The organism is Mycobacterium sp. E342 (genome assembly GCF_001667665.1).
Classification (GTDB): domain Bacteria; phylum Actinomycetota; class Actinomycetes; order Mycobacteriales; family Mycobacteriaceae; genus Mycobacterium.
Genome location: NZ_LZJM01000225.1, coordinates 89362 through 102869, shown reverse-complemented (window position 1 = coordinate 102869; position 13508 = coordinate 89362). Strand labels below are relative to the sequence as shown.

At 65.7% G+C, this 13508-nt stretch carries 10 protein-coding genes and 1 tRNA gene; 4 read left to right on the top strand and 7 right to left on the bottom strand.

The window, feature by feature from the left end:
* Window positions 1-115: 115 nt before the first annotated feature.
* The 5 genes from A5692_RS17220 to A5692_RS17200 form a co-directional block, all read right to left on the bottom strand.
* Window positions 116-451 (bottom strand): hypothetical protein, encoded by a 336-nt coding sequence (locus A5692_RS17220; RefSeq protein ID WP_156766125.1) that lies wholly within the window; start codon window positions 449-451, stop codon window positions 116-118.
* Between the two features lie 225 nt (window positions 452-676).
* Complete coding sequence (locus A5692_RS17215) at window positions 677-1687, bottom strand: site-specific integrase (RefSeq protein ID WP_231984350.1); 1011 nt, start codon at window positions 1685-1687, stop codon at window positions 677-679.
* Between the two features lie 356 nt (window positions 1688-2043).
* Entirely contained in the window at window positions 2044-3255 is a 1212-nt protein-coding gene (locus tag A5692_RS17210; protein ID WP_068057970.1) for an Ig-like domain-containing protein, read from the bottom strand.
* A gap of 116 nt (window positions 3256-3371) precedes the next feature.
* Entirely contained in the window at window positions 3372-4274 is a 903-nt protein-coding gene (locus A5692_RS17205; RefSeq protein ID WP_068058085.1) for a DMT family transporter, read from the bottom strand.
* 66 nt (window positions 4275-4340) lie between these two features.
* Window positions 4341-6698 (bottom strand): MMPL family transporter, encoded by a 2358-nt coding sequence (locus A5692_RS17200; RefSeq protein ID WP_068057967.1) that lies wholly within the window; start codon window positions 6696-6698, stop codon window positions 4341-4343.
* Window positions 6699-6886: 188 nt separating this feature from the next.
* Between A5692_RS17200 and A5692_RS17195 the strand changes: the two genes are divergently transcribed.
* Both A5692_RS17195 and A5692_RS17190 read left to right on the top strand, forming a co-directional pair.
* Entirely contained in the window at window positions 6887-8125 is a 1239-nt protein-coding gene (locus A5692_RS17195; protein ID WP_068057965.1) for a GNAT family N-acetyltransferase, read from the top strand.
* A 130-nt stretch (window positions 8126-8255) separates the two neighbouring features.
* Window positions 8256-8331 (top strand) — tRNA-Lys (locus A5692_RS17190).
* Between the two features lie 112 nt (window positions 8332-8443).
* Here A5692_RS17190 and A5692_RS17185 read toward each other — a convergent pair.
* Complete coding sequence (locus A5692_RS17185) at window positions 8444-9592, bottom strand: cytochrome P450 (RefSeq protein WP_369830298.1); 1149 nt, start codon at window positions 9590-9592, stop codon at window positions 8444-8446.
* Window positions 9593-10933: 1341 nt separating this feature from the next.
* Between A5692_RS17185 and A5692_RS17175 the strand changes: the two genes are divergently transcribed.
* Window positions 10934-12676, top strand: a complete 1743-nt coding sequence (locus A5692_RS17175; protein ID WP_068057960.1) for a DUF3556 domain-containing protein — start codon at window positions 10934-10936, stop codon at window positions 12674-12676.
* A 4-nt stretch (window positions 12677-12680) separates the two neighbouring features.
* Here the strand turns inward: A5692_RS17175 and A5692_RS17170 are convergent, their stop codons facing one another.
* Window positions 12681-12908: a DUF3618 domain-containing protein gene (locus A5692_RS17170; protein ID WP_067923571.1), complete on the bottom strand. Its 228-nt coding sequence runs from the start codon at window positions 12906-12908 to the stop codon at window positions 12681-12683.
* 98 nt (window positions 12909-13006) lie between these two features.
* Here A5692_RS17170 and bcp point away from each other — a divergent pair, with 98 nt between their 5' ends.
* Complete coding sequence (gene bcp / locus A5692_RS17165; protein WP_068057957.1) at window positions 13007-13480, top strand: thioredoxin-dependent thiol peroxidase; 474 nt, start codon at window positions 13007-13009, stop codon at window positions 13478-13480.
* The last annotated feature ends 28 nt before the right edge of the window (window positions 13481-13508 follow it).

Sequence of the window (13508 nt, the reverse complement as noted above, 5' to 3'; positions counted from 1 at the left end):
GTCTGAGTCGTCCAGGTCATCCGCGTCGTCACTCTCGGTCCACGCCAGTACGCGCTCTGTGTCTGCTAGCGGGCCCGCGGGCGCTTCCGCTGCCTGCGTGTCGTCGGTCATGGCGCTATGCCACCACCCTCGGCACCTCGCGGAACCCGTGGTTCTTCATTTGGGTAGCCAGCTCGGCCTTTACGGCCGCCTGCCCTTCGGCAACCAAGTCCGACAGCCCGCGGATGAGTTCCTCCGCTTGGGCGAAGCTCAGCAGCTCGTACCCGACGGCGATCCCCCAGTCGAGCACCTCGCCGTGCGGATATGCGGCTTGTCGGCCTTCGATGCGCGCCTCGATGCCGCTGACGCGGATCGACTTGCCGCGGAAGGTGCGCGTGACGGTCTCCTTGTTGACCTGCCATTCGCCGACGTCGAGTGCGCCGGCCGGAAAGGGCACGGGGGTTGCGTCCATGGTTGTCTCCGTTCGTAGGCCCCGGTTGCGCATGTGTGCAACAACGATAGATCCATGTTAGCCGATGCGACCCGCTGCTGTCGAGTGCGATCTTACGAATCACGCTGTGCTGTAAGGAATTTGCACCGATTCGGAGTGTCATCCGTACGGCTACAGTACGGTCTAAATCCTTTGCTGCCGTACAGTAGCCGTACGGCAAGAGCCCAATTGTTGTGGCGCTGCCGCCTAGACCACGCCCGAGCCGAAACCCGCTAGCTCCGAGAGCTTTTCAGCGATCGCGGCATCTCTCTCCTTCGCCGCAATTTGATAACGCATCGACATCGCGGGCGTTGTGTGGCCAATTCGAGCCATTAGCTCTTTGGTGGTCGCGCCCGCCTGCGCAGCCAACGTCGCCCCGACATGCCGAAGGTCATGGACCCTCATGTCGGGCTTGCCCACCTTCGCAAAACCGTTCTTGAGCGTCTTGGTGAAAGCCGTCTTTGACAGGCGACGGCCCCTGGTCGTGGTGAACACGAATGATTCAGGCCCCTTGCCCGTGTGCTCCTTCATGTGCGCCCGCAGCGCTGCGGCGACATGCGGGGGGACCGTAACGTTCCGCACGCCAGCATCCGTCTTGGGTTTGCCCACTACAAGTTTCCCGTCGACAATCGTGGCCGCCCTGCGAATCCTCAGCACCATACGGTCCTCGCCTACGACGACATCTTTACGGCGCAGCTCGATCAACTCCCCGAACCGCAGCCCGCACCATGCCGCCACTGCCACGGCGGCGCGGTAGGCGACGGGGACGGACTCTGCCACCTTCTCTAGTTCTGCCGGCGTTAGCGCCTGAACGTCGCGCGGCTTCGGCGCCCGCGCGGCGGTCTTAATCTGGCAAGGATTCTCCGTGATCAGCTTGTCCTCGCGGGCGGTGTTGAACATCGCACGTAGGAGCTGGTAGGCGTGCCGATTGCGGGTGGGCGTCTCGGGGAGGCCTACCCACCATGCGCGCACCGTTGCGGGCGTGATGGCCTTGACCATCTCCTCGCCGAACGTCGGCAGTATTCGGCTTTCCAGCAGATCGCGATAGAGCGCCCGCGTCCTCTCGGTTAAGTCGCGGTGTTCAAGCCATCCCTTGGCAAACTCCCCCAATGTGATGCCGCCGAGGGCTTTCACTTCGGCACGGGTGCGGGGCGGGGTCCAGTCGCCTTGGTCGATCAGCTTGCGCTCATCTCGCAGCCAGCCCTCCGCGTCGATCATGGTCGAAAACGTATGCGGGGCTGTGTAACGGCGTCCGTCGTCGTGGACGTAGCTTGCCTGTACATACCCACTGGGCAGCCTGCGCAGATAGCCCCATGACCGCCGCGTCGATTTCTTGCGCGCTCGCGTTGCCATGGGTGCGAGCATACCGTGCGATTAGCGTGCGACAAATGAGTCAGATCAAGACCGTTTACCAGGGGATTTGTCTGCTCGTGTCCGAATGGTTTGCTGGCAGGAAATATGCTTTGAAGTGCGCAAAAGCACTGCTTTGACGCTCAGGTTGTGATCCTGGGTGTCGCGGGTTCGAGTCCCGTCAGCCACCCCAACCGGCAGGGGATGCGTTCCCGCCCAACGCGTCAGGTATTGGCGTTGCCCGCTTTCCACTGCGGCCAGGGGATGTTCCAGTCGCCCAGGCCCTCGGTGCCCGGCAGCGTCGGTCCCACGGTGTTGATCACCTCGACGATGTCGCCGCTCTTGCTGTGGTCGTAGAACCACTCGGCGTTGCTGGGGCTCACGTTCAGGCACCCGTGGCTGGTGTTGGTGTGGCCCTGGGCGCCGACCGACCAGGGTGCCGAGTGCACGAAGACACCGCTATAGGACATCTGGGTGGCCCAGTCGACTTCGGTGCGATATCCGTTGGGCGAGTTGACCGGAACGCCGTAGGTCGACGAATCCATGATGATGTGCTTGAACCGGCCGCCGATGATGTAGAAGCCGTTGTCGGTTGGCGTGCTGTCCTTGCCCATCGACGTCGGCATCGTCTTTACCACTTCGCCGTTGACGCGCACGGTCACGGTCTTGGTGGTGTCGTCGGCGGTCGAGATCACCTCGTCCCCGACGGTGAAGTGCGTCTTGACGTTGTCCTCGCCGAACATCCCGTCACCCAGGTCGACGCCGTAGGTGTTGACCGCCACATCGATGGCCGTCCCTGATTTCCAGAAATGCTCCGGGCGCCAACGCACTTCGCGGTTGTTGAGCCAGTAGAACGCGCCCTCGACGGGCGGGTTGGTGGTGATGGTGATGGCTTTCTGCGCCGCCGCCCGATCGGCGATGTTCTCGTCGAAGCGGATGGCCACCGGCTCGCCGACCCCGACGACGTCACCGTCGCCCGGATAGACGTAGGGCATGGTCAGGTGAGCCGGGGAACTGGTCTGGAAGGTCATCTGCCGATTCGCGGCGCCCCCCATGCCCAGCGCTTTGGCGCTCAAGGTGTAGCGCCTGTTGTAGCCGAGTTGCTCGGTGGTCGACCAGCGCAGACCATCGGGGCTCAACTGACCGCTTATCGACTTGCCGTTCTCGTTGACCACGGTGACCGACGCGAGAACGCCGTCGGCGACACTCACCGTCACAGGCGTATCCACGGTGACGCCGACGGCCCCGTCGGTCACCGACGCGGTGAGCTTGGGGACGAGCAGATCGGCGAATGGAGTGCCCTTGTCGAAGATGACCTTCGCCGGTGCCGCGGTGTGGTCACCGCCGCAGGCAACGCCGAACACAGCAAGCGAAGCGATCGCGGCAGCCAGCCACGACCGTCGTCTGCGCAAAGGCGTCATCAAGTGACCTTCCATGAAAATCGATGTAGTTGGTCACCGCTGACCAGAAACAGTGGATGCATTGTAATGGGTTTTTTCGCGCGCACATGCCGTCCTCGGTGGGTCCCCGAGCGGGTGTCGCGGGCCGGCGATCAGGCCGGTTGGCCGACCGTGTCGCGGCGTTCCGCCTCGACCCGATCGCGCGTCGCGACGGCCTCGACACGCGCGAGCTGAACGATGGCCACCGCGACCACCAGCACGGCCACCGCCAACGCGACCATCCCGGCGCGACCCGCGCTCAACGTCTCGTCGAGCACGCCCACCCCCAGCACCGCCCCGACGACCGGCTGTGCCACCTCCAGCGTGGGCATCGACGCGGTCAGCGGCCCGGCCCGGAACGCCGCCTGGCTCCACACCACCCCGCCCACGATGACCAGGACCGCCGCGTAGAGCTCCGGGGTTCGGATCATCGCCCATCCGCCATCGCCGAGCCGGGCGACGACCTCTTTGGCCAGGACGGCAAAGATGCCCCACAGCGAGCCCGACACGAGCGCGAACAGCACCGCGGCCGCGGCGCCGCCGAGGATGCGGCCCGCAACAACGCAGGCGACCAACAGCGGGCCGAGGGTGACGGCCACCACGGCCCACGTACGAAGCGGCGCGGAGGCATGACCGGCCTGCGGATTGCCGACGACGACGATCACGGTCACCGCGGCGGTGAGCAGACCGGCCCACATCCACTCGGCCCCGGTCACCCTGCGATGGAACAACCGGGCGTTGATCGGCAGCGCGAACAGCAGCGAGAACATCAGCAGCGCCTGTACCAGCAGGACCGATCCCTGACCCAATGCGGCCGCCTGCAACGCGACGCTCCCGGCGAGCAGCAGCGCGCCAAACCACCACCGCCTGTTGCGCAGCAGGGTGGCGAACAGTTCGACGTGGCCAACCGAGCGCTCCTCGATGCAGTGCGCGACGCGTTGCTGCAGCACGTCGCCGCTCGCGACGCACAGCGCCGAGGCCAGTGCCAGCAGGATGGCGATATCCGTCTTGGCGATCAAGGGTTCTCCGTCGACATTGGATACGAGCGCCAATACCGTTGCGGTGCAATACCTTCCGTTAAGTTAGCCACGGTACGTGGCGGCTTTGGTGGGCCACCTCCGGATCGAGGGGCGCTGCGGTTCCGGCGCGTCACCCGCCCAGCGGCGCCGCCCCACCGCGGCGGCGGCGTCTTCACCGGTCTCGGACCGCTGCCGCAGCCACTCCAGCGGTTTGGGCGCCCACCACGTCCACCGGCCGAGCAGGTGGATGAACGCCGGAACCAGGACCATCCGCACCAGGGTGGCGTCGGCCAATACGGCAAGGGTCAGGCCCAGCCCGAGCATTCGCATGAAGGACACGTGCGCCGGTATCAACGCGGCGAACGAGATCGACATCACCAGCGCCGCGGTGGTGACCACCCGCCCGATGCCCGCGATGCCCAATGCCGTGCTGTCGTCCGTGGCGGCGCGGGCCTCCGCGGCGGTCGGCGGCGCTTCCTGGATCGCCTGCGACGCCAGCCAGTATTCGTGGATCCGCGACACCAGGAACACCTCGTAGTCCATCGCCAGCCCGAAGGCGATGCAGAACAACAGCACCGGGATGTTCGCGTTCAACGTCCCGTTGGGCGTGGTCCCCAGCGCACCCAGGTTGCCGTCCTGGAAGATCCACACCATGGCCCCGAACGCGGCCGTCAGCGACAGCAGGTTGCACACGAGCGCCTGCAGCGGCAGCACCGCGCTGCCGGTCAGCAGGAACAGCAGCGTGAACGTGATGAGGGCGATCAGCGCGAACACGACGGGCAACCCCTTGGTGATCGCGCCGACGCTGTCGCGGTTGATCTGGCTCAACCCGGTCATCTCCACCGACCGCCCCGCCGGTCCTCGGACCTTGCGCAGTTGGTCCAGCTGGGTGTTCGAGGCTGGCGAATAAAGCGGTGCGCTGCTGGTCACGGTGAAGAAAGCGCTGCCGTTGGCGGCGCCGGTGGCCGCGGCGGGCGGTCCCACCCGCCGGCCCTCGACGAACGTCCCGGTCGGGGCGGTGACCGCGGACACGTCGGACACCCGCGACAGGGCCGCGGCATAGTGGTCCAGGTCGGCCGGGCCTACACCCTGCGCGTCGGGAACGACAGCGGTGACCCCCGTCCCGAAACCGTTGGCGAAATCGTTGTCGAGCATGTCGGCGACTTGGCGCGCCGAGGCCGACCGGGGCAGCACTCGCTCGTCCGGAAAGCCCCACTTCACGCCCAAAAACGGCACCCCCAGCAACAGCAGTAACGCGACGACGCTGAGGCCGACCGGCAGGGCGTGGCGCAACACGTACCTGGTCGACCGGTACCAGAACTGTTGCTCGAGCGGTTTGTGCGCGTGATCCCGGAACGACCGCTGCCCGTGCAGGATGCGATGCAGCAGTGGGCGCGCGTCCAGCGCGTCCAGCCGGGGCCCCAGCAGCGCGATCGCCGCCGGGGTGACCACGATCGCCGCCAGCGCCACGATGACCGCGGTGGCCACGATGGTGTAGGCCGAGGATTTCAAGAAGTACATCGGGAACACCGCCATCACGGCCATCGACAATCCGACCGTGGTGGCGGAGAACAGCACCGTCCGGCCCGCGGTGGCCATCGTCCGTACCAGCGCCCGCTCCCGGTCGCCGCTGCGGGCCAGCTCCTCGCGGTAACGGCTGATGATCAGCAGGTTGTAGTCGATCGCCAGGGCAAGCCCCATCGCGATACTTAGGTCCAGGGCGTACGTCGAGACGTCGGTCACCATGCTGATCAGGCGCAACACCGACATGGTGCAGACGATGGCCAGGGTGCCCAGCACGATCGGTAGCGCCGCCGCCACAACGCCACCCAGCACCCAGACCAGGACCGCGAAGCTGAGCGGGATCGCGATGGATTCCATCAACAGCAGGTCCCGCTCGTTCTGATCGTTGATCTGGGCGTACGCCACGGCCACGCCCCCGGCGCGCACGGTGACGCCGTCGCGGTCGTGCACCAGTTCGTCGGTGAGAGTGCTGGCGTACTTCTGGGCGTCGTTCTCCCCGCCCTTCAGGCCGGCCACGATCATCCCCGACTTCTGGTCTTTGCTGACCAGTTGGGCGGCGGCCTGGGGCGGTGACGTCCACGCCGAGGACACATTCAAGACCCACGGCGATGTTTTCAGGCGGTTGGCGATGTCGGTTCCGACGTCGCGCGCCTGGTCGCTCTGGAAGCCGGCCGGGGCCGTCACCATGATCAGCATCTGCTGATCGGTTTGGTTGAACTTGTCGCGAAGCACGTTGGCCGCCCGAGCAGATTCCGACGTCGGGTCCTGAAAGCCGCCGCCCGACAGGCTCTTGGTTACCGGAAGACCGAAGATCGCCGCCACTACAAGGACCAAGAGCGCGATCGCGATTATGCGACGCGGCGCGGCGATGGCAAGGCGGGTGATCGCTTGCAGCATCTTCGTCCTTTCATCGCCAGTCCCCAGCCCTATACCCGAACGCGGCCGGCTGACCCACCTTCCCCAGAGGCGGCTCGACGACGTTTGACAATTCGCCACTCGGGTATCGAACGAAAAGGGGTGCATTCAGCTACTCATTCGCGTGCGGAGCGCCGGTTTGGCTGGGCTATAAGCGGATTGGATCAGCGATGAATTCGATGGACAACGCCATCAGCATGAGACATCCGACCGAAGACGACTTGCAGGCGGTTTACCGGAACCAGGCTCGCACTTTCGGGGACCCGGTCGACGCGTGCGGCATCGAGGCGTGGAAACGCCGCGTCAAAGTCGACGACATCCTGGTAGCCGAGGACGTCTCCGATCCGCAACGGCCGTTGCTGGTCGGAACGTCCATCATCTACCCCACGCAGCTCACGGTGCCGGGTGGGACCAGCCTGCGGGCCGCGTGGCTGACGATGATCGCCGTCGCGTCAACGCATCAGGGCAAGGGGGTATGGGGACAGCTCAGCGCCAAGGGGCTGGGCATCCTCATCGACCGCGACTATCCGATCGTCTTCGGTGTGCCGACGCAGACCGCGATGTACGACGGCTTCGGCGCCGGCGTCGCGAGCTACCTCCGCAGCTACCGCATCGACCGTCGATTTGCCAAGCTGCGCACCCCGCCGAGCGATATCCGGGCTCGCGAGGTGCACACCGAGGAGGCGCAACGCCTGCTGCCGAAAATCTACGAAAGATGGTGCGCCACAACGCCCGGCGCGGTGACCCGCGACGAAGCCTGGTGGGCGGACTACTTCGAGGACAGGCCAAGCCAGCGCGGGAACGGGACCGCGTTGAACTACACGATCCATCCAGACGGCTTCTTGACGTATCGGGTCGTTGGCCAGTCGAACCACGGGTACCGACCCCCGTTGGGGACCGTGGTGGTTGAAGACTTCTGCCCCGTCACGGACGAGGCGCACACCGAGTTGCTGCAGACATTGCTGGTCTTGGAGATGTTCGACACCGTCGAGATCGACGTGCCGGTTGACGACCCGCTGCCGCTCAAGCTCACCGACCTGCGGGCCGCGGAGACCACCGGCGTGAACGATTTCCTGTGGGTGCGGATCAACGATGTCCCCGAAGTGCTCGGCAACCGCGCCTATGCCGCGGACGCCGAGGTCACGCTGGAAGTCGACGACCCGCTCGGCCTGGCGGGCGGGCAATTCGCCCTCCAGACCCGCGATGGCGTGGGAAAGTGCACGCCGCACGACGGTCCCGCCGACGTGAAGATCAGCCTGGCCGATCTCGCCACGATCTATACGGGTGCGCACGGCGCCTCCGAACTCAGCCGAACCGGCCGGATCACCGAGCTGCGGCCGGGCACGATCCGCGAGCTGGATTCAGCCTTCGCCACCGACCGGGCCCCGTACTGCGGGACGCTGTTCTGAGCTGTCCCCGTGACCATGCGCCACAGGTCCTGCCTGCCATGGCAGGGCGTCTATCCTGGAGGGGATCGGAGGATTTCACACCGCGGCAGGACGCCTGTTATTGTCGCGTACGCGGTCTCGGCCGTCGAAAGCGCCGTTAGCTCAGTTGGTAGAGCAGCTGACTCTTAATCAGCGGGTCCGGGGTTCGAAACCCTGACGGCGCACCACAGACCTATTCACGCAGCGTGTCGCCCCCACATCAGCATCGATGCGTCGGTTGTCGCGGCCAGGATGGGCGATCGGCGGGGCCCGCACGACACGCGCCGCCAGCTGTTCGGTTCATCGAACTTTCCCGCCGCAGCCCGAGCCGGCCGCGCTCACCTCATCGGCGGCGGCGAGTTTGCCCCAGCTCACCGGGAGCGACTCGAGGGCAAAACTCTTCGAAGGAAACTTGATCTTCGGGACGTAATCCCGCGCCACTTCGAAGTCTGGGATGTGCTTAAGCCACTCGTCGACGACGATCGTCAGCTCTATGCGCGCCATGTGGGAGCCGATGCAGCGATGCGGTCCGCCCCCAAATCCCCAGTGGCGGTGCACCTTTCCGTCCATGACTAAGTCGTCGGTCGATATCTCGTCGGTACCGTCCCGGTTGATCGCGGCCGTACACAACCGCACTGATGTGCCGGGTGGAAGGGTCATGCCACCTACCTTGACGAAGTCCGTGGTCACCCGCGCCGCCAACGGGGCCGCCGGCTCGAGTCGGACGATCTCTTCGATGAAAACCTTGACCTGCCCTGGCTCGTCGCGAAGTTCCCTGCGCAGGTGGGGTCTGCGCGCCAGTTCGAACAGCGAGAACCCGATGGCCGCGGCCACGGTGTCCAGACCGGACAACACCAGCAGGTGGCTCAGACCGAGGAGCTCGAGATCACTCAATTCACCCGGGCTCGTCATTATTTGCGACAAGAAGTCCGAGCCAGGTTTCTGCCGACGACGCAAGATGGCGTCGGTGAAATATTCCAGTAGCTCGTTCCCCTCGGGCCCGCCGTTCACTGCGGCGTCCTTCCAGCCGATCACACGGTCCCGGTCTTCCAGCGGCAGCCCGTAGAGGTCCATGAACACCTGGTAGGGGTAGAGCCGCGCGAAATCCGCCATCACCTCGCATCCGCCTCGACCGGCGAGATCAGCGATCATGTCGACGGCGTGGCGTTCCATCACGGGCCTGGATCTGGCCAAGGCGTGCGGGCTGAAGTGCGGTTGCAGGATCTTGCGGTAGCGGGTGTGCTCGGGAGGGTCGAACGCCGACGGCAGCACCGGCACCGGGCTGCCGGGAGGCTGGAGCGCCAAATGCGCCGAGAAGAGGTTGGGTTGGCATAGCGCCGCCAGCACATCCTCGCGGCGGGTCAGGTAATACGCGCCGTTCATGAAGACGACGGGCCCGGCGTCCCGCAAGGCCTTCCATCCCACGCCTCGATCGGCGGCCAGCGGCAACGTGGAATGCTCCAGCCTCGGTAGGTGGAACGTCTGTGGTCCGCATGCGCCGAGCGGGCAGCCCGGAGGTACGTGTCGCGGATTGGACTCGTGCCCCGGCGAGTTCATTGCCATCCCCCCCGGCACGCGAGACAGGGATGAGTGCTGCTGTTGAACATGGCTGTTCCTCAAGGGGAAGGCGACAGGCCGACCCTCGGCGCGTCGCAAGGGTTGAAGGAACGGCATTAGCCGCTCAGGTGATTGCCTTGCGCGCGCGCAAACGCGCAACATCATCAAGGCAGGTTGGTGCGCGCGTTGACCTCACGGCCTAGTCGGACGCACGAAGAATTTGCGCCGACCTCTCAGCAGCGGATGACGCAGAGCCTGTTCGAAATATCGCGACCGGGCGGAGCCACCGTGGGCGGAGCCCAGCTGGTCGAAGACGCTGGGGCGAAAGACATCGGGAGGACCAGCCAGGCAGCGTGCGACGACATGGGGGGCCAACTGTTCGGCAACTCACGCGTCATCCACATGCTGTGGAAGGGTTTCTTGTCCGTCGGCGTGGCCCCAGTCGCCAGGCCGTGGTGCAGACGACTGCTGGCTTGGGCCGCGTGAGCTGGCGCCTCACCGGCTTGCGTGTGCGCACTGTGGGTGCCGTGGGTCCAGGCCGCCGGCTCCGGGAGTGTGCCCGCCGCGAATTGCGGACGCAGAGAGGATCCCGCGATCAAGGCGATGAACAGGCTCAGCGCGGACACGACGGCGACGATCGACCGCCGTCGTCGGGTCATCCGAGCGCTCTCACGGCCCACAGTGGCAGGACTATACAAGACGTTACTTGCCAGCTGGCCACCAATGAGCTGTGAAAACGATCAAAGTCAGATGTGCGGCGTCGGGTTGGTGACCAACGTGACCCGGGCGGCGTCGACTCGGCCCGAAAGGCAGCCCTACACAATGGTTTTGCAGTTGATAGCCGCTTCCGTCCCGCATTGTTTGCCGGTCCACCGCCGTTGGAGGCGTACGAAATGCGGGTCGGCGGTACCGTCCGCCGCCGAAAACGGGCCCGGCCGCCGGGATTCGGCCCCATCCGTGGCCGAGTCGGTCGTGCCACTTTCTCAAGTCCCGAAAACTACTGACCTGCAGGTTATTTGAGTTCGTACGTAACATCCGGACAACGCGGCGCCGCACGCAGCGACTGGCCATCTAGAGGCGAAAACCGACCGCCAGCGAGACGCAAGGAACCGACGAAATTTTTGCCGCCGTATGCCCACACGATAGCTGTTGCTCCAGGTAGTTTTTGCTGGCACCGGTCAGCGCCCACGGCGCGGCCGGGGTCAGTGGGACGAGTGCGCCGAAGGAGCCGCCATGGGGTTCATCCAGCCGAATCTGCCCGTCGTCGACATGGCCGAATGGAGCAAGCAGAGCCGCGCGCGACGGATCGTGCCGATGGTGCGTCACATCGCGGAAAACGGGTTCGGCACCCCGCTGGTGATGCATGTGATGTACGGCGCGAAGATCGCGCTGTACGTCCTCGGCGGCTGGGTGTTCGGGTGGTGCACGACGGGCATCGGCAGCTTCACGGGCATCGCCGCCTGGTGGTCGGAGCCGATCGTGTTCGAGAAGGCCGTGCTGTACACGATGCTGTTCGAAGTCGTCGGCCTGGGTTGCTGCTTCGGCCCACTGGCCGGGCGTTACTTCCCGCCGATGGGCTCCATCCTGTACTGGCTGCGGCCCGGCACCATCCGGTTGCCACCCTGGCCCAACCGGGTCCCGCTGACCAAGGGCACCGTACGCAGCCCGATCGACGCGGCGCTCTACGCCGCTCTGCTGGTGTTGCTGGCGATCGCGTTGGTCTCCGATGGCACCGGCCCAATCCCCGCCCTGCACACCCAGATTGGGGTGTTGGCGCCCTGGCACACCGTGGCGATCCTGGCGGTCCTGGCTGTCGTCGGCCTGCGCGACAAGGTCATCTTCCTGGCCGCTCGCGGTGAGGTCTACGCGCCGCTCGCACTGGTGTTCTTGTTCTCCGGGGCGGACTCGATCATCGGGGCCAAGGTGGTCTTCATGGTCATCTGGCTGGGGGCGGCCACGTCAAAGCTCAACCGGCACTTCCCGTTCGTCATCTCGACGATGCTGGCGAACAACCCGTTCATCCCGTCGGGCCCGCTCAAACGGTCGATGTTCAAGCGCTATCCAGACGACCTGCGCCCCAGCGCGCTGGCCGGGTTCATCGCGCACTTCTCCACCGCCGTGGAAGGCCTGGTGCCGCTGGCATTGCTCTTCTCCCACGGTGGCTGGCCCACGGCCATCGCCGCGTTCGTGATGATCGTGTTCCACCTGAACATCCTGTTGGCCTTCCCGATGGGGGTGCCGTTGGAGTGGAACGTGTTCATGATGTTCGGGGTGCTGTCGCTCTTCGTGGCGCACGCCCGCCTCGGACTGTCCGATTTGGCCCACCCGTTGCCGGTGGCGATCCTGTTCGTGGTCATCGCCGGAATCGTCGTCGTCGGAAACCTCTACCCGCGCAAGGTGTCCTTCCTGCCGGGCATGCGGTACTACGCGGGCAACTGGGACACCACCGTATGGTGCGTCAAGCCATCGGTCGACGAGAAGTTCCGCACCGGGTCGCGCGCGTTGGGGCCGATGCAACACCTGCAGCTCCAGCGCCTCTACGGCTCCAAGGAGGGGACGCTGGTCCCGCTTCACCTCGCCATGGCGTTCCGCGGGATGAACACCCACGGCCGGGCGCTGTTCACCCTGGTGCACCGCGCGCTGGCCGGCTACGACGAGGACGACTACAACCTGTGCGAGGGCGAGGTCCTGTGCTCGATGGTGCTGGGCTGGAACTTCGGCGACGGGCACATGCACAACGAATGCCTGATCGAGGCCCTACAGCAGCGCTGCGATTTCCAGCCCGGTGACGTGCGGGTGGTCATTCTGGACGCACAACCCATCCACGTCCAGCGGCAGGAATACCGGCTTGTCGACGCGGCGACCGGCGAATTCGAGCGCGGCTACGTCGACGTCGAGGACATGGTCGCGGCGCAGCCCTGGGACGACGACATTCCGGTGCACGTGCAGAGCGGCACGGGCGCCGGCATGACCTGACTTGTCAGCGGTTGCGCACCCGGTGCACCACCACCACGACCACGAGCGCACCGACGCCGGCCAGGGTCACCGTCACCGCTGGTTTCTTCACGAACTCGATCGCCTTAGCCTTCAGGTCATCGGCGAGGCGGCGCGGGTTGGCCCGCACGGCAAGAGTGTCGACGGTGGCCGCCAGCTGATCGCGGGCGACGTCGATGTCCCGCTTGATGGCCTCGGGGTCCCGGTCCGCCACGTGTCTGTCCTCCCAATCGGCCTGATGCACCTGACGCACTACCCTAGATCAGCTGGCGGTAACCCCAACGCTCCGGTGAACAGAAAGGGGCCCAGAAGATGGCCGAGACCACGCGGCTTGCGCCGGGCGACAAAGCGCCCTCCTTCAGCCTGCCCGACGCCGACGGCAACCAGGTGTCGCTGGCCGACTACAAGGGGCGCCGCGTCATCGTGTACTTCTACCCGGCGGCCTCCACGCCGGGCTGCACCAAACAAGCCTGTGACTTCCGCGACAACCTGCACGAACTCAGCGACGCCGGCCTCGACGTGATCGGCATCTCCCCCGACAAGCCGGAGAAGCTGGCCAAGTTCCGCGACGCGGAGAAGCTGACGTTCCCGCTGCTGTCGGATCCCGAGCGCAAGGTGCTGACGGCCTGGGGCGCCTACGGCGAGAAGCAGATGTACGGCAAGACCGTGCAGGGCGTGATTCGCTCGACCTTCGTGGTCGACGAAAAGGGCAAGATCGCGCTCGCGCAGTACAACGTCAAGGCCACCGGGCACGTCGCCAAACTGCGCCGCGACCTCGAGGTGTGAACCCCGGAGCGTTAACCGCTCCGGTTAA

Coding starts and splice junctions, on each gene's coding strand:
- A5692_RS17220 (WP_156766125.1), bottom strand. CDS start 451: ATGGACGCAACCCCCGTGCCCTTTCCGGCCGGCGCACTCGACGTCGGC.
- A5692_RS17215 (WP_231984350.1), bottom strand. CDS start 1,687: ATGATCGACGCGGAGGGCTGGCTGCGAGATGAGCGCAAGCTGATCGAC.
- A5692_RS17210 (WP_068057970.1), bottom strand. CDS start 3,255: ATGGAAGGTCACTTGATGACGCCTTTGCGCAGACGACGGTCGTGGCTG.
- A5692_RS17200 (WP_068057967.1), bottom strand. CDS start 6,698: ATGCTGCAAGCGATCACCCGCCTTGCCATCGCCGCGCCGCGTCGCATA.
- A5692_RS17195 (WP_068057965.1), top strand. CDS start 6,887: ATGAATTCGATGGACAACGCCATCAGCATGAGACATCCGACCGAAGAC.
- A5692_RS17175 (WP_068057960.1), top strand. CDS start 10,934: ATGGGGTTCATCCAGCCGAATCTGCCCGTCGTCGACATGGCCGAATGG.
- bcp (WP_068057957.1), top strand. CDS start 13,007: ATGGCCGAGACCACGCGGCTTGCGCCGGGCGACAAAGCGCCCTCCTTC.